This is a genomic window from Myxococcus sp. AB036A, assembly GCF_006547355.1.
Lineage (GTDB): Bacteria > Myxococcota > Myxococcia > Myxococcales > Myxococcaceae > Myxococcus > Myxococcus virescens.
This window is the reverse complement of the sequence record NZ_VHLC01000044.1, coordinates 52,080-69,366: the sequence shown is the minus strand read 5'-3', so window position 1 is coordinate 69,366 and position 17,287 is coordinate 52,080. Positions and strand designations below refer to the sequence as shown.

18 protein-coding genes are annotated in these 17,287 nt (G+C 68.7%); 7 read left to right on the top strand and 11 right to left on the bottom strand.

The features are described from left to right. Positions 1–175: 175 nt before the first annotated feature. Positions 176–685 (top strand): J domain-containing protein, encoded by a 510-nt coding sequence (locus FL344_RS19300; RefSeq protein WP_011553164.1) that lies wholly within the window; start codon positions 176–178, stop codon positions 683–685. Here the strand turns inward: FL344_RS19300 and FL344_RS19295 are convergent. Both FL344_RS19295 and FL344_RS19290 read right to left on the bottom strand, forming a co-directional pair. After that, complete coding sequence (locus FL344_RS19295) at positions 619–1,611, bottom strand: stage II sporulation protein M (RefSeq protein ID WP_141619545.1); 993 nt, start codon at positions 1,609–1,611, stop codon at positions 619–621. The genes FL344_RS19300 and FL344_RS19295 overlap by 67 nt on opposite strands. A gap of 1 nt (position 1,612) precedes the next feature. Further along, a complete protein-coding gene (locus FL344_RS19290; protein WP_194858487.1) occupies positions 1,613–2,377 on the bottom strand; it encodes an RDD family protein in 765 nt (254 codons plus the stop codon). Between the two features lie 526 nt (positions 2,378–2,903). On the opposite strand from FL344_RS19290, the gene FL344_RS19285 reads away from it, so the two are divergent. Further along, positions 2,904–3,593 carry a response regulator transcription factor gene (locus FL344_RS19285; RefSeq protein ID WP_011553167.1) on the top strand — a complete coding sequence of 230 codons (690 nt, stop codon included), beginning with the start codon at positions 2,904–2,906 and terminating at the stop codon, positions 3,591–3,593. 93 nt (positions 3,594–3,686) lie between these two features. Here the strand turns inward: FL344_RS19285 and FL344_RS19280 are convergent, their stop codons facing one another. Beyond that, the gene (locus FL344_RS19280) at positions 3,687–3,902 is read right to left on the bottom strand and encodes an MbtH family protein (RefSeq protein WP_013939684.1); all 216 of its coding nucleotides are present in this window, start codon (positions 3,900–3,902) and stop codon (positions 3,687–3,689) included. A gap of 111 nt (positions 3,903–4,013) precedes the next feature. Here FL344_RS19280 and FL344_RS19275 point away from each other — a divergent pair, with 111 nt between their 5' ends. After that, positions 4,014–5,018 carry a DUF4105 domain-containing protein gene (locus tag FL344_RS19275; RefSeq protein ID WP_141619544.1) on the top strand — a complete coding sequence of 335 codons (1,005 nt, stop codon included), beginning with the start codon at positions 4,014–4,016 and terminating at the stop codon, positions 5,016–5,018. A 13-nt stretch (positions 5,019–5,031) separates the two neighbouring features. Here FL344_RS19275 and FL344_RS19270 read toward each other — a convergent pair whose 3' ends face one another. From FL344_RS19270 to FL344_RS19260, 3 genes are all read right to left on the bottom strand, one after another. After that, a complete protein-coding gene (locus FL344_RS19270) occupies positions 5,032–5,751 on the bottom strand; it encodes a hypothetical protein (protein WP_141619543.1) in 720 nt (239 codons plus the stop codon). A gap of 89 nt (positions 5,752–5,840) precedes the next feature. Then, the gene (locus tag FL344_RS19265; RefSeq protein ID WP_141619542.1) at positions 5,841–6,797 is read right to left on the bottom strand and encodes a ketopantoate reductase family protein; all 957 of its coding nucleotides are present in this window, start codon (positions 6,795–6,797) and stop codon (positions 5,841–5,843) included. 152 nt (positions 6,798–6,949) lie between these two features. After that, entirely contained in the window at positions 6,950–8,272 is a 1,323-nt protein-coding gene (locus FL344_RS19260; protein WP_141591959.1) for a styrene monooxygenase/indole monooxygenase family protein, read from the bottom strand. A gap of 212 nt (positions 8,273–8,484) precedes the next feature. On the opposite strand from FL344_RS19260, the gene FL344_RS19255 reads away from it, so the two are divergent. Beyond that, positions 8,485–9,477, top strand: a complete 993-nt coding sequence (locus tag FL344_RS19255) for a hypothetical protein (RefSeq protein ID WP_228565185.1) — start codon at positions 8,485–8,487, stop codon at positions 9,475–9,477. 10 nt (positions 9,478–9,487) lie between these two features. Here the strand turns inward: FL344_RS19255 and FL344_RS19250 are convergent, their stop codons facing one another. Next, on the bottom strand, positions 9,488–10,579 hold the full coding sequence (locus tag FL344_RS19250) for a D-TA family PLP-dependent enzyme (RefSeq protein WP_141619549.1): 1,092 nt from the start codon (positions 10,577–10,579) through the stop codon (positions 9,488–9,490). 135 nt (positions 10,580–10,714) lie between these two features. Between FL344_RS19250 and FL344_RS19245 the strand changes: the two genes are divergently transcribed. Beyond that, on the top strand, positions 10,715–11,818 hold the full coding sequence (locus FL344_RS19245) for a winged helix DNA-binding domain-containing protein (RefSeq protein ID WP_141619541.1): 1,104 nt from the start codon (positions 10,715–10,717) through the stop codon (positions 11,816–11,818). Between the two features lie 121 nt (positions 11,819–11,939). On the opposite strand, the gene FL344_RS19240 is transcribed toward FL344_RS19245, so the two are convergent. From FL344_RS19240 to FL344_RS40050, 3 genes are all read right to left on the bottom strand, one after another. After that, positions 11,940–12,317, bottom strand: coding sequence for an ArsC/Spx/MgsR family protein (locus FL344_RS19240; RefSeq protein ID WP_141591961.1), 378 nt, complete (start codon positions 12,315–12,317; stop codon positions 11,940–11,942). A 125-nt stretch (positions 12,318–12,442) separates the two neighbouring features. Continuing rightward, complete coding sequence (locus FL344_RS19235) at positions 12,443–13,129, bottom strand: hypothetical protein (RefSeq protein WP_141619540.1); 687 nt, start codon at positions 13,127–13,129, stop codon at positions 12,443–12,445. Further along, positions 13,126–13,359, bottom strand: coding sequence for a PAN domain-containing protein (locus FL344_RS40050; protein WP_194863163.1), 234 nt, complete (start codon positions 13,357–13,359; stop codon positions 13,126–13,128). The genes FL344_RS19235 and FL344_RS40050 overlap by 4 nt, the downstream gene beginning before the upstream one ends. Before the next feature lie 371 nt (positions 13,360–13,730). Here FL344_RS40050 and FL344_RS19225 point away from each other — a divergent pair, with 371 nt between their 5' ends. Then, positions 13,731–14,339, top strand: coding sequence for a hypothetical protein (locus FL344_RS19225; protein WP_228565184.1), 609 nt, complete (start codon positions 13,731–13,733; stop codon positions 14,337–14,339). A 291-nt stretch (positions 14,340–14,630) separates the two neighbouring features. Next, a complete protein-coding gene (locus FL344_RS19220; protein WP_228558156.1) occupies positions 14,631–14,993 on the top strand; it encodes a hypothetical protein in 363 nt (120 codons plus the stop codon). 69 nt (positions 14,994–15,062) lie between these two features. Here the strand turns inward: FL344_RS19220 and FL344_RS19215 are convergent, their stop codons facing one another. After that, positions 15,063–17,270, bottom strand: a complete 2,208-nt coding sequence (locus FL344_RS19215) for a prolyl oligopeptidase family protein (protein ID WP_141619539.1) — start codon at positions 17,268–17,270, stop codon at positions 15,063–15,065. Positions 17,271–17,287: the final 17 nt, after the last annotated feature.

The following is a 17,287-nucleotide window of genomic DNA, read 5'->3' as shown; positions in this document are numbered from 1 at the left end:
GACCCGGAGGGGGCGAGGCTTGGGCTCGGGGGGCGGTGGCAAGGAGCAGGCCAGCGAGAAGCAGGGGACGCATGGAGGCCCTTCTAACCCGGGGCGGAGAGATTTTCTTGACGCGATCTCCCATCGTGGGACCTTCCCCGCGCTACAGGCGTGTTGCAAACGGGAGCAAGGTTCGATGAACGCGGCGGCAGCGAACTGGCAGACACTGGAAAACGTCGATGTGGAGTGCACCCACTGCGGCATCCGGATGACCCAGCAACCGGGGACCCGGGTTCGCTACTTCCGGTGTTCCGGGTGCCACCGCTGGGTGTCCAGCGTGTACTCCGACGTCTTCCGGGCGGACGCGAAGGTGCGCACGCACCCGGTGAAGGACACCGGCGCCCAGGACGAGCAGTTCATCGAGGTCAAGGACCGGCTGGACCGGTGGCTGTCCGCGCTGGAAGAGCAGGACCCCTACCGGCTGCTGGGTGTCTCGCCGCTGGACTCGGCCGACACCGTCCGCGCGCGCTACCACGCGCTGGCCATGGAGCAGCACCCGGACCGCGGCGGCTCCGCGGAGAAGATGCGCGAGCTGAACGCGGCCTATGAGCGCATCCTCCGTCACCGCCAGCGCAAGCGTCAGGAGGCGCTGTCGGCCGGAGCGCCCGTGGCCTCCGCCTCCGTCCTGCCCGCGCGCAGCAGGTAGGCCCAGAAGAGCGCCCCCAGGACCAGGCCCAACCCCGCCTTCAGCCAGGTGGGGAACATGTCCCCTGGGGAGACGTAGCCCTCCACCACGCCGATGAGGGCGAGGAAGGGCGCGCAGCCCAGCACCAGCTTCACCGCTTCCCGCCCGCGCACCGCCAGCGCCTGTCCCCGGGGCAGCTCCCCCGGGTCGATGAGCGCCTGGCCCACCATCAGTCCTGCCCCGCCGGCGATGACCAGGATGGACAGCTCCACCGGGCCGTGCGCGGCGATGAAGTCCAGCAATCCCCCCAGCATGCCCTCCCGGGCGCACAGCGCGCTGATGGCGCCGATATGCACCCCGTTGTTCACCAGCAGGAACAGCGTGCCCAGGCCGCCGGTGAGGCCCAGGGCGAAGGTGACAATGGTGACGGTGAGGTTGTTGGTGGCGATGCCGGACGCCACCGAGTTGGGCGGCGCCACCGACAGGATGTCATCCGTCCACATGCGGCCCTGCGCCACGTAGTGGCGCACGCCGGAGGGCACCAGCAGCTCGGCGCCCCGAGGCTCCCACAGCACCACCAGGGCGCCCAGCAGGATGCCCAGGATGAACAGCACGGCGCTGGCGCCCACGAAGCCACGCTCGCGGCGCAAGGTGGCGGGGAACTCGCGGCGGAAGAAGTCCCGCACCGCGGGCCAGCGCTCGCGCGGCGGCTGGTAGATGGACGCGTAGGCCTGGCCACAGAGCTGGTTGAGGAAGCGGTGGACATCCGTGCCGGCGTAGAAGGTCTGCGCGTGCGCCAGGTCGGCGGACGCGCGGCGGTACAGCGTGTCCAGTGTGCGCAGCTCGCCCAGCTTCAGCGTGCCGGAGCGCTGCTTCGCCAGCAGGGCCTGGAGCGCATCCCAGTCCGTGCGGCGTTGGGCCACGTAGGCGGGCAGGGGCGTGGCCATCTCAGCGCGCTCCCTGGACGCGGGCGCGCAGGAAGGCCTCGGTGCTCTCCGCGGATGCCAGCACCGCCGCGCGTGCTTCCGCGTCGTCAGGCCCCACGCGCTCCACCAGCCGCGCGCCCAGCCGCTGTCGCACCTCCGGCGCCAGCCCCGGCGCGCGCGAGAGGAAGGACAGCACCAGCTCCACGTCCTCCGGAGACAGGGGCCGCGCACCCGTGCCCTGTGGCAAGGGGACGGACGCGGACGGAGCGGCGGTGTACTTGTCCAGGTCGATGCGCTCCTCGCGCACCAGCAGCGTGCCGGCCAGCAGGTCTCCCAGGCGCCGGTGCTGGCGGGTGAGCAGCATGCTGACACAGGCGGCGGCGTACAGCATGGGCAGGAAGTCCACCGCGCGGCAGAGGTTGCGCACCGCGCTCTCGTAGACTCCCACGGGCGAGCCGTCCGTGCGCACCACCCGGATGCCCAGCACGCGCTTGCCCACCGTCTGGCCGTGGAAGAAGACCTCGCTCACCGTCCAGTACAGCCACTGCGTGGCGAAGACGCCCACCACCAGCAGCGTCTGCCCCACGCCCGACAGCGCCTGGAAGACGCCGAGCACGTCCGACACCAGCAACGTGAAGACGAAGTAGGCCACCAGCCAGAAGAAGAACAGCAGGCTCGCGTCCACCAGCCACGCGAGGCACCGGTAGCCGATGCCCGCGATGGGGAGCGTGAGCGCCACACGTTCGGGGGTGGCGACGTCGAGATGGGGAGTCGGAGCGGAGCGCATGCGGGGTCGGCAGCATACACGTCTGCCTTCCTCCCACGCCTCCATGTCGCACCCCCTTTTCTGCTTGGACTTGCGGGATTTTCAAGGCCCAGACGCATGTGTCACGGTTGACAGTCAGCGCCGTGCGGGAGGGGGCTTTCATCGACTTGTGGACGCCCGGGCGTGTCCGGCTCCGGACAGCGATGACGAACCAACGGATGAAACCCCTGTAACGGGCTCTGATTCATGCACACTGGACACTCCCATTGGGGCTGGTTCGCGTCTGCGCTTTCCCGGTGATAGGGTTTCTGCGTTGGACCATGAACCTGGGCCGAAGGAGGTGCGGCCCGCAGGGACGTCAGGAGTAGCTGAAAGTCGAAAACAGTCAGGAGTCGAGTCGTACATCGGTAGGCCGACTCCGGAGTGGCTCAGCGGACGCGCTCGTTCATCCCTGTCATGCAACCCACTGGCCCTGCTCGTACCGGAGCCGGCTGTGGTCAGTTGTCTGTTCATGCAGTTTTCGCCATGACGGCTGGGGGGCCTTCGCATGGCAACCAATCAAGCAGCGATTCGTGTATCGATTCTGGAAGGACCGTGGGCAGCCTGGCAGGGCCTGGCCGACGGGCTCCGTGGTGAAGGCGTGCAGGTCTCCTCGGTGACGAGGGATGTGCGCCTGTTCCTCGACAGCCTGGGGACGGACCCGCCGCAGGTCGCGGTCATGGACGTGGAGGGTGACAGCGAGGCGGCCGTGGGCTGCTCCGTCACGGAAGGCATCAACCTCCTGCGGGAGGCGCGCAAGCGCCGGCTGGAGGTGCGGATGCTGTTGCTCTCCGCGGTGAGCACGCCGGAAATCATCTCGCAGTGCTTCGACGAGGGTGCCTCCGGCTACCTGTTCCGCGCGGGGCTGGGCACGACGGCGGTGGCGTCCGCCATCAACTCCCTGGTCCGAGGCGAGCGGCTGTTCCCGGTGCAGCTCCTGAGGAACGACTTCGAACATCCACCGGTGACGTCACCCACCGCGAGCGTGCTGCTGGCGCTCACGCAGCGCGAGCGCGAGGTGCTGGCGTATGTCGCGGGCGGCGCGGACAACCTGAAGATTGCCGCGCACCTGCAAATCGCCGAGCGCACCGTGAAGTCCCACGTCACGCAGCTCTACCGGAAGCTGGGCGCGGAGAACCGCACGCAGCTGGCGCTGAGGGCGTGCCACCTGGGCGTCCGGCCGCCGCCGGACCTCTAGGCGTCGCTGTCGTTCCGTTCATGCAGCACGCCCCCCGGACCCTGGCGCCGTTGCCAGGGGTCGCGAGGGGCGTGCGCACGGACGGTGCCGTGACTACGACTTCAGCTCTTCCATCTTCTTGCGGAGGCTCAGCGGACGCATGTCCGTCCAGACCTCCTTGATGTACTCCAGGCACTCGGCCTTGAGGCCCTGCTTGCCTGCATCCTTCCAGCCGAGCGCGTTCTCGCGGTCGGCCGGCCAGATGGAGTACTGCTCCTCGTGGTTCACCACGACCTTGTAGACGGTCGTGTCCTCTCGCTCATCCGCCATTGATATCTCTCCTGGAACGGGGCGTATTCTGGCCACAATCCAGGAAAAGGGGTCAAGACACGGAAGGCGTGGGTGCGGTCGGCGTCTGAAGCCCGCATATACTCGCCGGCCATGCAAAGTGTCTTCCGCGTCATCACCGCGCTGCTCCTCGCGCTGGGCGTCACCTGGGCCGCGCTGGCCCTGGCGTTGACGGGGGCGGGCCCCGAGGGCGCGCACGGACTGCGGGCGTTGGGGGCCGGGCTGCTCGCGGTGGGCGCGGTGGTGGCCTGGCGGCGTCACTCACAAGGGGCGGCCCTGTCCGTCATTGGCGTCGGGTGTGTGGCCATCTGGGGGTGGACCCAGACGGTACGGCCCGCGACGCAGGCGGACTGGGCGCCGGACCTGGCACGCTCCGCCCGGGCGGTGGTGGAGGGCCCCCGTGTGACGTTGCATGACGTGCGTGACTTCCGCTACCGCACCACGTCGGATTGGGATGCGTCGTGGTTCTCGGCCACGTACGACACGCGTGAGCTCACGGGCGCGTGGTTCATCGTGGAGCCCTTCTCCGGCGTCTGGGGCGCGGCCCACACCATGGTGAGCTTCGGCTTCGCGGATGGGCGCTACCTCGTCTTCTCCGTGGAGGTCCGCCGCGAGAAGGGGGAGACCTTCTCCGCGCTGGGCGGCCTGTTCCGCCAGTTCGAGCTCACCTACGTGGTGGGGGACGAGCGGGACCTGGTGCAGCTGCGCTCCAACCACCGCAAGGATGACGTCTACCTCTACCCGGTGGATGCGTCGAAGGAGCGCATCGCCAGCTTCTTCCTCGACATGGTGGCGCGGATGAACGCGCTGCACGAGAAGCCGGAGTTCTACGACACGCTCACCAACAACTGCACCACCAACCTGGTGCGGCACCTGGAGAAGGTGAGTCAGAGTCGGGTGCCCTACGACCACCGCACCTTGCTGCCGGCGTTCTCGGACGCCCTGGCGTATGAGCTGGAGCTCATCGACCGGGACGCGCCGCTGGAGCAGGTACGCCAGCGCTACCACATCAACGCGCGCGCGCAGGCGGCGGATGGGCGCCCGGACTTCTCACGGCGCATCCGCGAGCCGCTGGCCGCCGCCGACACCGCGCAGTGACGCGCCAGGCTCTTTACGGGGCGTGGCGCGCCTTCAGGTGCGTGTCGTAGTGCTGTTGCAGCGCGGCGAAGTAACCGCGCTCCTCCCAGAGCGCGGCGATGAGGCGCTCCGTCAAGGTCTTCACCTCGGCGCTCTCGCCCGGCTCGGGCGTACGGGGGCCGAGGGCGTCGGAGCTGAAGAAGGCGCGAGTGGCCTCGGCCATGAGCAGGCGGCTGCCGGCGAAGAGGCGGCGCAGGGCCTGATTGACGGGGCGCGGGTCCAACTCCGCGCAGGCGGCGACGATGGCGTCGTGAAGCTTCCCGGGCAGCGGGCCCTCCATGTCCTCGGGCCTCAGGTCGCCACGGTACAGGGCATGGTTGAGCAGGTAGCCGTGGTGCAGCGCCGATGACGCCACGTCCACGCAGTCCTTCACCCACAAGACGAAGAAGATCTTGCGGAACAGCTTGCGCACCGGGAAGAGCGCCAGGCCCTTCATGTAGCTCATCAGTCGGCCGCCCGCCGTCCGGCCAACGTGTGAGCCGGCGAGGACCTCCACCGCCCGGGCCGGCCTGGGAAGGCGGTGTTCGGAGAGGATGGTGAGGACCATGCTCTCCCGGGCCTGCCGGAGCGCGTAGTCGTCCAGGAAGGGGACGGGGATGAGCGGCGTCAGGCCGGACACGACGGCGAGAAAGGCCACGCGGCCCAATACGGGGGGCAGCTCGTTCTCGGAAGGACGGGGCTTCGGCTCGGTCATATGACGTTCATATGCCCATCGGGCCCGGCGATTGCGCGGGCCCTGAAGGCGGGGCGGGTGTTGGCTGGCCTTCAGCCGGGCGCCGTGGCTCAGGCCTTTCGTTCCCCCTGGGCGTGGGGCAGCAGCAGGACATAGAGGGTGCTCATCACCGGCGTGGGGACGCCCCGCGCGCGGCCTCGGCGCACCACCGCGCCCTGGAGGTATTCGACCTCCAGCGGCTTGCCGTTCTCCAGGTCGCCCAGCATGGACGGGCGCATGTGGGCGGGCAGCCCGTCCATGTACTGCACCAGGGCGTCCGGCGTGCGCGTGGTGGTGACGCCCTCCGCGGCGGCGACGCTGAGCACCTCGGCGGCGGCCTGCCGGAACACCTCGCGGAAGGCTGGATTGTCCCGGAGGGCGCCCACGGGCAGCCGGGACGCGGTGCTGAACGCGGAGATGCAGGCGAGGAAGGACAGCTTGTCCCAGAGCGCTCCGCGCGCATCCGCCACGGCCTCCACGGTGACGCCCGCGCCGGCCAGCGCGTCCCGCAGGGACTGTGCCCGGTCGGAGATGCGCGAGGTGTCACCGAACACTTCTCCGAGCACGATGCGGTGGTTCGTCCCGGTCTGGGTGATGACGCCGGGCTCGCTGATGGCGGTGGAGATGTACGTGGTGCCACCCAGGACGGCGGCTTCGCCCACGGCGGCGGCCACTTCGGAGGGGATGTCCACGCCGTTCTGCAAGGTGAGCACGAAGGGCGGCGTTTCGCCCGGCGCCGGTGCGCCTCGCGCGGAGAGCAACGTCTTCACCGCGGGGAGCACGGAAGCGACGTCGTAGTTCTTCACCGCGAGGACCACGACATCCACGGGGCCGAAGCGCTGGACGTCATCGTCGGCCTTGACCGCGACGGTGAAGTCTCCTTCGGCGCCGCGGATGGTGAGCCCGTGTTCCTGCATGGCGCGCAGGTGCGCTCCGCGCGCGAGGAACGTCACGTCATGCCTGGCGCGGACCAGCTTCGCGCCGAAGAAACCACCGACGCCTCCAGAGCCCAAGATGGCGAATCGCATGGCGCGGAAGATAACCGCACGTCCCCAGCGGGGCAGGGTTGAATCACGCGCTCACACTCTGTGCATCAGCGAGCGAGGCCGCTGTGTTGGAGCACAGTCGCACGACGAGGCGGCCTGCCTGCGCCGCCTTGCCGCGACGACTTCACGGGGCCTCAGCGGGTCAACGACACCGTGACCTTGGGCTCCTCGGGAGGCAGGTGCCACGCCAGGGGGCTGGGAGGCGGCGCGACCTCGCGGACCATGGGGCGGTGCCGCGCGATGAACGCCGCGGTGCTCTCCGGGCTGGCACATGCGGAGAGGATGAGCTCGGGCGTCACGAAGGCGGTGGCGACGGCATCCGCGACGCGCGCGTCCTTGCTGCCAGCGGCCAGCAAGTCAATCACGTGCGGAGGCGGCGGCTGGAGCAGGGCGTTGGTCCAGTGCGTCGCCGGCGCGGTGGCCGCCCACGAGCCCGCTTCGGCCTCTCGACAGAAGACCTCGTCGAAGGGGCGGTTGTCCGCCAGCGCGGTGACGATGTGCTCCGCCAACGCGAAGGCGGAAGCGGACCCCGCGTTGGCTCCCTGGCCCGCGACGGGGTCGTTCGTCACGTGCGTGTCGCCCACTGCCAGCGCGAAGCGGCCGTTGGAGAGGGGCGCCCAGCCCTGGCGCACCGTCGGCGTGAAGGAGCCCTGGAGGTAGTCCATGGGACCTCGCACGCCGAAGCTCGCTGGATCCACGCGCTCGTAGGTGGTGGGCGCGAAGCGCCGCAGGAAGTCCATCAGCATCGCCTCGAAGGCGCGCGGGTCTTCGTCGTAGCGCTGCGTGCTGAGCCGCGACAGCTCACTGCCGGGGAGCGCTTCGATGAGCACGCTGGGGACCCGGCCGTTCTCGGTGACGACCTGGGACTCGAAAATCTCGCCCTGGCCCGGAATCAGGTTGGCATTCATCCCAATGGGCTCCTGCATGCGCACGCCCTTGAGCAGCGCGGCGAAGAGCATGCGCGGCGGCTGCGTGTGCGGCGACAGCGCGGGCACGCGAGGGAAGAGGCGAGTCAGGCCATTGCGGCCGGTGGCGACCACCATCAGCGCGTGCTGCTGGGCCAGGCGCTCCAGCACGTCGAGGTCCACGGGAAGGACCTCCAGCTTGCCGCCGCGCGCGACGAAGTCCTCGGCGAGGCGCGGCTGGTACTGCCGGTAGTCCACGAAGATGGAGGGGGAATCCACGCGGCCCCGGAGGCTGAACGGGTGAGGGCCGCCGTTCACATGGATGCCGATATAGAACATGTCAGCGTTGGGGCCGCTCCAGTGGTCCACGCCCAGGATGCGCTCGCGCATGCGCGTGGGGGCATGGTGCGCCACCGTGTTGAGCAGACGGGAAACCCGTAGCTTGCTCGGCTCCTGCTCCGTGTAGATCGTCACGGGCACACCGTGGGACAGCAGCTTCAAACCCAGGTGAAGTCCCGCGGTGCCGGCGCCAACAATTGCAATGCGCTCCATATGACTTTCCTCCGTGCCCCGTGCCGTCATGGCTGTGTCGGGATGGACCCCCCAAGGGCAGGGGGCGTTCCTTAACACAACACAAACGGAGATCTTCAGACAGGACGTACTTGATAGCCGAGAAAAAGAGAGGCGCATTGCGTCATGCACTGATGGGCAGACGCGGACGTCGGGTTGGGAACAGCAGACGCAAGGCTTTACAGTGGGACGCAATGGCCCAGTTCCTCGACGTGGCGTTGAAGGTAGGAGATCTCACCGAGTTCACCGCGGACGCGGTGCTGTTCAAATACGCACAAAGTCTCTATGGCGCGACGGGCCAAGCGGCGCGGCGCCTGGAGCAGGCGGGCGTTCCCCTCGCGCAGCTCGAGCTCGCGCCGGGCGCGACGCGCCTCGTGGAGACGCGGGGGGCGCTGACCGCGCCACGGGCGCTCTTCGTGGGCACCGTTCGCCTGGGGGAGTTCGGCTACCACGAGATTCGCCAGTTCGCGGTGCGCGCGCTGGCGGCCCTGGAGAACCACTCGGGCCTCGCGCATGTCGCGGGCACCGTTCATGGTCCCAACTACGGATTGGATGAAGACGAGGCCGTGCTCGCCTTCGTGGGCGGGCTCGTTGAAGCCTTCCAACGTGGCTCCGGGCCCCAATCCCTGACGCGCTTCACGGTGGTGGAGCGGAACGCGAGCCGGGCGCAAAGACTGTCGAAGGCCTTCACGCGCGGCTTGAGCGCAACGCCTGGCGTGGAGACGCTTCCGGAGGGTGGCTTTCGCGTGCGGCGAATGACTGCCGTGACGCAGGCGCCGCCCCTGGCGACGGCGGGCACCGTGTCCATGGCAAAGCCTCACGCCTTCGTGGCCATGCCTTTCGCACCCGAGCTGGAGGACACCTATCACTACGGCATCCAGGGCCCGGTGAAGGCCGCGGGCATGTTGTGCGAGCGCGTGGACCAGGAGTTGTTCGACGGCCCCATCATCCAGCGCATCCGCGAGCGCATCGAGACGGCGAAGGTAGTGATTGCCGACCTGTCCCTGGCGAATCCGAACGTGTACCTGGAGGTCGGCTATGCGTGGGGGCGGGGCCGGCCCACGCTGCTGCTGGTGCGTGACGTGAAGGAGCTCCGTTTCGACGTCGCGTCCTATCGCTGCATCGTCTATCGCAACATTCGCGAGCTGGAGCAGTCGCTGACGAAGGAGCTCCAGCGCATGGACTGAGTGGCGCGCGTCACCAGCCGCGTGCGGTGATGGCGTGCGTGCCGGCCCAGGTGCCCTGGCGCAGCAGGTGCAACCGGTCGTGCAGGTTGACGGAGGCACAGGCGTGATTGGGCACCACGCGCACGCGGTCGCCCACGCGGGGCCGCCAGTCGGTGCGGGAGAGGTCCAGCAGGCCGTGCTCCTCGGACAGGCCGCGCACCAGGACGTCTGGCCGGTCGAGCAGGGCGCCGTACCCGCCTGCGTCCGTGAAGCCCTCCTCCTTGGCCAGGGCCTTGGAACCTGCGTCGATGACGGCCTGTCCCGGCACCGTGGTGCTCACCACCGTGGCCAGCACGGAGTACGCGCATTCGTCCCATGCGCACGCGCCCACCGTCGCGGAGTTGCGGTCGTTGAAGATGTTGATGCCCGGGCGAATCTCCGTGAGCCCGGTGACCTCGTGCGAACGCCACAGCGTCGGCGTGGAGCCGCCGCTCACGGTTTCGGGCCGCAGTCCCGCGTCCGCAAGGGTGTCCACGTAGGTGGCCAGCCGCACGGATTGCTCACGCATCGCGTCGCCCAGCTCCGCCTGTGGCATACGCAGGTGTCCGGCGTAGAAGGTGATGCCCCGGTACTCCAGGCCACTGCTGGACGTCACTGCGCGGGCCAGTGCGACTGCGTCCTCGGCGGTCTGGACTCCCACGCGCCGCATGCCCAGGTCCAGCTCCACCAACACGCCCACGGTGCGGCCTGCCCTCCGGGCCGCGCGGCTCAGCATCTCCGCCGCCTCGCCCGAGTCCAGGGCCACGGTGAGCCGGACATGTGGTGGTAGCGCCATGAGCCGGGCGAGCCTGTCGTCGCCCACGGGAGGATAGGCGAGCAGGATGTCGTCGCAGGCGGTGGCCATGACCTCCGCCTCGCGGACGGTGGCCACGGTGACGCCCTGGGCTCCGGCGGCGAGCTGGAGCGCGGCGAACTCCGGTGTCTTGTGCGTCTTCGTATGGGGCCGCCACTGCAGGCCGTGCTGGCGGGTGTACAGGGCCACGCGCTTCAGGTTGGCGTCCACACGGTCCAGGTCCACGAGGGCGGCGGGTGTCGTCATCATGTCGAGCCGGTCCACATTCATGCCGTGCAATGTGGCACTCCGGTGTGCCGGGCTCCAGGAGTACCGGGCCTGTTCGCCCTTCGTTCGTGAAGTGCTACACCTCTGCGACTCGCGCGGCGCCACGACCCGCCAGGTGCACCCCGCGAGCGAGGCCACATGCCAGATTCCCCGTTGACCCTCAGGGCCCTCAATCGCGCGACCTTGGCGCGGCAGATGTTGCTGGCGCGTGAGCAGACGTCCGTGCTCGGCGTGGTGGAGAAGCTCCTGGCGCTTCAGGCCCAACAGGCGAGGCCGCCGTTCATCGGCCTGTGGTCGCGTGTCGCGGGCTTCGAGCGAGACGCGCTCCAGGTGCTGCTCCAGCGCAAGGAGGTGGTCCGCGCCACGTTGATGCGTGGCACGTTGCACCTGGCGAGCGCGGAGGACTACCGGCACCTGCGAGCCAGCTTCACACCGCTGCTCGAAGCCTCTGTGGCGTCGGTGCTGCGCGAGCGCGCGAAGGGGCTGGACGTCGCGCCGCTCGTCAAGGAGGCGCGCGCCTTCTTCGATGAAGCGCCGCGCACCTTCGAGGCGCTGCGCGACCACCTGGTGGCCCGGCATCCCCAGAACGACGAACGCGCCATGGGCTTCGCGGTGCGGATGTTCCTACCCCTCATCCAGGTCCCCACGGAGACGGAGTGGGGCTACCCCGGCACCACGGACTTCGCGGTCGCGGAGTCCTGGCTGGGCGCACCGCTGCGTGCCGAAGCGGACCTTCCCACGCTGGTGCAGCGCTACCTCGCGGCCTTCGGTCCCGCATCGGTGACGGATGCCCAGACCTGGTCCGGTCTCAAGGGCCTGAAGTCCACCTTCGAGGCGCTTCGGCCTTCGCTGCGCACGTTCCGGGACGAGAAGGGGCGGGAGCTGTTCGACCTGCCCAAGGCACCCCGGCCGGACGAGGACACGGCCGCACCCGCGCGCTTCCTCCCGGAGTTCGACAGCCTGGTGCTCGGCCATGAGGACCGGGCCCGGCTGGTGGATGACGCGTACCGCTCCAAGCTCATCACCAAGAATCTGCGAGTCCCCGCCACCTTCCTCGTGGACGGCTTCATCGCCGGGACGTGGACGGTGGAACGCAAGCGCGCGGCGGCTACGCTCGTCGTCGAGCCCTTTGCGCCCATCAAGAAGAAGGACCGTGACGCGCTGGTGAAGGAGGGCGAGGCGCTCCTGCGTTTCATGGAGCCCGAAGCCCGCACGTTCGAGGTCCGCGGGCACGGCCCGTAGGTGCCCGACTTGGAGCCCACCGGCGCCTTCACGCGCTCGTGGTACAGCTCGCCATCGGGCCACTTGAACATGATGTCCGCCCCCGGAAGCGGACGAAGCTCACTCGGCCTGAAGCCCCCGCTCAGGTGCCCGAGCCGCGCTCCGCGGCGAGCACTCTCTCCAGCGCCTCCGGGCTCCGCCCCACCACAGTCGTCCCGTCGCTGGCGGTAACGATGGGGCGCTGAATCAGCTCTGGGTGCTGGACCATGGCTGCAATCCAGTCGGCACGGTGTGTCGCGTCTCTGGGCAGCATCTCCAGCGCGGCCTCGGTCGCCGCGGCCTCACCCATGCGCACCAGCTCCCAGGGCTCCAGCCCGAGCCTCCCGAGTACGGCCTCCAGCTCCGCAGCGGTGGGGGGCGACTCCAAGTAGCGGCGGACGACGTAGGCTGTACCGGACGCATCCAGCGCGGCCATCGCGGCGCGGCACTTTGAACAGGCAGGGTTGATCCAGAGCTCCATCCGGCCAGTCTTGCACGCTGCGGAGCCGCCCGTCCGCACTCTTTCCGGGCTGTCGGTGCTGCGGCAGGCAGAAGCGAGGCGCGCCCCCGCTTCGCCTGCCTGTGGAGGTACCCACGCGCCCCGTATCACCCTGCGGGCGGCGGGCCCACGCACTTGCCGCTGACCTTGTTCCCCCAGCCGGTGGTGCTCGCCTCTCCCTCGTAGGTGCTCCCATCCCCTCTCAGCTCGAGATGGACGGTGCCGGACGTGCCCTCACGACTGACCCAGGTTCCATCGAAGGCCTGCCCCGTGACCTTGCCGTTGATGGCGCCGGGCGATGTCGTTCCGGTATAGGTGCCACTGGCGTTCTCGCCAATCTGGACCAATTGCATGGTCCCGAAGATGTTGTCCGACCAGGTGCCGGAGAATCTCCAGCAGCCGGCAGGGGTGGGGGCCCCCGGCGTCGGGCCTCCCGGGGCAGAAGCGGGTGCACAGGCCGCCGCGACCGCCTCTTCAAAGGCGGCGAAATCGCGTCCGCCGATTGGCTGGCTCCAGTCGGGTGGCCGGATGGCCCGAACTCCCGGGCGCTTGACATATTGGTAGATGTAGAACTGGCCGCCGTTCTCACCCGAGCCATTGCAGTTGATGATGCTGACGACCGACTCCTCGACGATGAGTTTTCCCGTCTCATCGCGCGACTCGGGCTGGCGAAACTGCTGAATGACCTCGGCGGCATTCGCGCTTCCTCCGAAGAGGACCAGCGACGACAGCAAGGCCCGCACGCTGAGGAACTCCAGGTGGGGCCGCGCCGCTTTGGACTGATTCGAATTCATTCTCGGCTCTCCATTGGTGGTGCGGCGTCGATTGGCCGCACGCCGCCGGAGTTTGTGTACGTCGCGACTGCGATGGGAGGCACGGCGCGCTTGAGCTGGCAGCGGGACGCCGGGCCCTGTACTCCAGACCGCTGGTGGGGCCAGGCATGGCAGCGCGCGTCCTGCTGACACTCGGCCGCACACGCAGTGGCGTACTGCGTTGAGGCCTTGAGGAAGCGCCCGCCTGGCACGCAGGCTTCACCACGCGCTCTGGGGTGGACCCTGTGCCGGGGCCGGCTTCGCAGGCCATGAGGGCAATGCCAGGTGCTCCAGAATGGGGCGCCCCTTGGGATCCGTCAGGTATGCCAGCACCCTGCTGCGGCCTCCACACCGAGAGCAGGCGATGGCATCCAGCATGTCACGCCCGAACTGACCATCCTCTCGTTGGTGGTCGGCGTCGTCACCGTCGGGGCAGGCATCGTCCTCTGGGGGCCGGTGCAGCGACAATCCGCCCATCATGGGGGCTCCGCCGTCGCGGCGGTCTCGTGGTAGCTAACGATGAAACATCTGCGCAGGCGGAGGGCACGTCCGGCCCCTCGGCGCTAGACGTGGAGACATCTGAATGGCGTCGCAAGCCAGCCGCAAGAAAGTGCTGTTGCTGTCGCTGGTCTGGCTCGTAGCCCCCCTCGGCGGGGTGGCGTACATCTTCTTGAGCCCACTCCTGTGGCCGCCCGCGGAGCCGGGGAACATCCCGAGTCCGACGCTGGCGCGGCTCCTCAACGAGAGCATCGAGGATGCGATTTCCAAGATGAACCCCAGGAACTCCCCGGGGCTCATCCTGGAAGCCGCGGCCAATACCCGGACGTTCCTGGGCGAGGTCTCCGAGGTGGTCGCCCGTTGCAGCATGGGCCCCCACGAGCCCAATCAAAAATACAACAGGCTGCAGTACCACCTGACCCGCGTCGATGGCGTTCGTTACAAGCCCATCTACACCGGCATTCCGTGCCGTCGCCCGCCCATCATCTTCCGCGCCGTCTTCAAGGACGGGCGGGTCGCCGAGGCCTTCACGGACGGGAGCGAGCGTCAGCACTCGGTGGATGGCGTTCGCGGCATGGTGCGCGAATTCGGGAAGGGGGTGACCTGGTCTGACAGGGGCTACCACCCGCAGCGCTACTTCCCGCCTCGGCCCGCACCTCCATCCCAGGCGGACGTCGAGAAGCAGTGGGAGTAGCCGCTCACCTGCCCATGACGGATGCCCTGCCTCCGCGCTCGCCGAGGTTGTAGGGCGAACACCGCGCGCAGGAAGACGGTGAGGACGTCCGACGAGAAGGCGACGAGCAGTTCGTCCTTACATCGCTCGCAGCGCACCCGCGCGAAGCCGTGTGCCAGCACTCCGCATTCCAGGAGTGGCGGGGACGCTGCCGCTGGGGCGTGGTCCGCACGCCTCTGCAGTGCGTCGTGCTTTTCCGCTTTTCCTCGGGCTAGGCTGCCCATGCAGCTTGCTCAGGAAAGGTGGTTTCGCATGCGTGGTTCACTGAAGCGGTTCGCGCTTCACGGTGCCGTGTTGCTGGCCGTCGCAGGGCTCACGGGCTGTGGCGTGGTGGACGAAGAAGGCGCGGCGTCCGACGGCGTGAGCGAAGAAGCGGCGCTCAATACGGGGTGCTGCACGGCGCTGACGGGGACGACCCAGGCCTTCTGTGACTCGATTCCCCAGACGCCGGGACGCTGTAATGAAGTCAACCAGGGCAGCTCCTGCATCTGGACGTGCACGGGCTGCTGCCAGGCGCTTCCGGGGACGGCGCAGAGCTTCTGCGACTCGATTCCCCAGACGGAAGGGCGCTGCAACGAGGTGTGGGGCGGCACGGCCTGTACCTGGACCTGCTGATTCGCCGTGCAGCACCGCATCCACCGCCGCGCCAGCGTCCGGGCGGCGGTGGATGAAGGCCTCAAGCGGCTACTGCGGCTTGGGCGCCGCGACCTTCTTCGCCGGGGGCTGGTACTTCATGCCCAGGGCGTTGAACACGAACGAGTACACGTCCACTTCCTCCTCGATGCGCGCGTTCAGCGGCGTGCCGGCGCCGTGGCCCGTCTCCGCGTTGGCGCGCAGCAGGATGGGGTTCTTCGCCTTGGTGGCCTCCTGCATCCGGGCCACCATCTTCCGCGAGTGGAACGGGTCCACGCGCGGGTCGTTCGCGCCGGACGTGAAGAGCACGGAGGGGTAGGCCGTGCCGTCCTTCACGTTGTGGAGCGGCGAGTACGCGTGCAGCGCCTTGAACTGCTCCGGGTTCTTCACGGTACCGTACTCGGTGATGTTGAACTGGCCGTTGGGCGTCAGCTCCACTCGGAGCATGTCGTAGATGCCCACGCGCGCCACGACGGCGCCGTACATCTCCGGGTGCTGGGTGACGGCCGCGCCCATCAGGAGGCCGCCGTTGCTGCCACCCTGGATGGCCAGCTTCTTCGGCTGCGTGTACTTCTGGTCCACCAGCAGCTTCGCGACGGCGTAGAAGTCGTCGAAGACGTTCTGCTTGTTCGTGAGCGAGCCCTCGGCGTGCCACTTCTCACCGAACTCCGAGCCGCCACGCAGGTTGGCCACCGCGAACACGCCGCCCTGTTCCAGCCAGAAACCGGCCAGCGTGTTGTAGCTCGGGCTGATGGAGATGTTGAAGCCGCCGTAGCCCGTCAGCAACGCCGGGTTGTTGCCGTTGAGCTTGGTGCCCTTCTTCTTGAGGATGCTGACGGGGACCTTGGTGCCGTCCTTGGACGTGGCGAATGCGCGCACCACCTCCACGTCGCTCAGGTCCAGCGGCGACGTGCGGGCCAGCGCCGTCTTCTTCACCGTGTTGTCCTTCGCCGAGTACCGGTACCAGGCCATCGGCTGGGTGAAGCTGGTGTTGATGAAGAGCACGTCGTCATCGCCCTGGCTCACGAGCCCGCCCACGGAGGACACGGGCAGGGTGGGCACCATCCCCAGCGCCGTGCCCTTCAGGTCCACCATGCGCAGCTGCGAAGGCCCGCCGAGCTGCTCGCTCACGTAGAGCCGCGACTTCGTGGGGAAGAAGCCCTGGATGCTGGCCTCGCCCTCCGGCACCACCACCGTGGCCTTGTCCAGCGTGGGCGTGGCCAGCGGCAGCCGCAGCACCTTGCCGCGCGGCGCGTCCTTGCGGCTGAGCAGGTACAGGGCGCCGTCATGGCCGAAGCGCGCGCGGATGACCTTGTCCTCGAACTTCGACACCTGCGACCACTTCCCGGCGGCGTCGCGCAGGTACACCATGTACTCGCCGCCGTCGCCGTTGGCCACGACGGCGGAGATGTGCTGGCCGTCGTGAGACGTGTCCAGCTCCGTCATCGCGATGCGCGGGAAGTCCTTGCCCAGCACATACGTGTCCTTCTCCGTGGGCGTGCCGAGCTGGTGGAAGTAGACCTGCTGGAAGAAGTCACGGTCCACCTCCGGACGCTCATCGCCGCGCGGGTAGCGCGTGTAGAAGTAGCCCTTGCCGTCCGCCGTCCACGTCAGGCTGCCACCCGCGGTGCCACCATTCACGCGGGGCACGGTCTCATTCGGCAGCGGCTTGCCGGTGGCCACGTCATAGACGGTGACGTCGCCGCTCTCGGTGCCGTTCTTCGACATCGACACGGCGATCTTCTTGCCGTCCAGCGTGGGGACGTACCAGTCGATGGTGGTGTGGCCCGAGGGGTCCACCACCATGGGGTCCACCAGCACGCGCTCCTTGGACGTGTCATCCACCGAGCCGAGCACGACCAGGAAGGCCTGCTGCTTGGGCGGCTGGGCCTTCATGGCGAACAACGTGCCGCCGGCCTCGTGCAGCCCGCCGTAGCCAGGGGACTTCCAGCTCAGCAGCTCGGAGACGCGCTGGCGGATGGCTTCGCGTCCGGGCAGCTTGTCCAGGAGGGCGCGGGTGTACGCGTTCTGCGCGTCGTTCCACTGCTTCACCTGCGCGTCGGACGAGTCCTCCAGCCACTGGTACGGGTCCTTCACCGCCGTGCCGTGGTAGGTGTCCACCGTCTCCTTCTTCGGTGACGCGGGCGCCTTGGTGGCGGCCTTGCGGGACGCCGTCGCGGCCGGCGCGGGGGCGGGGGCGGCTGGCGCAGCCAGCGGCAGGGTCAGCACCGCCGCCGTCAATGCGGTTTTCAGCTTCACGGTTCACCTCGGGGTTG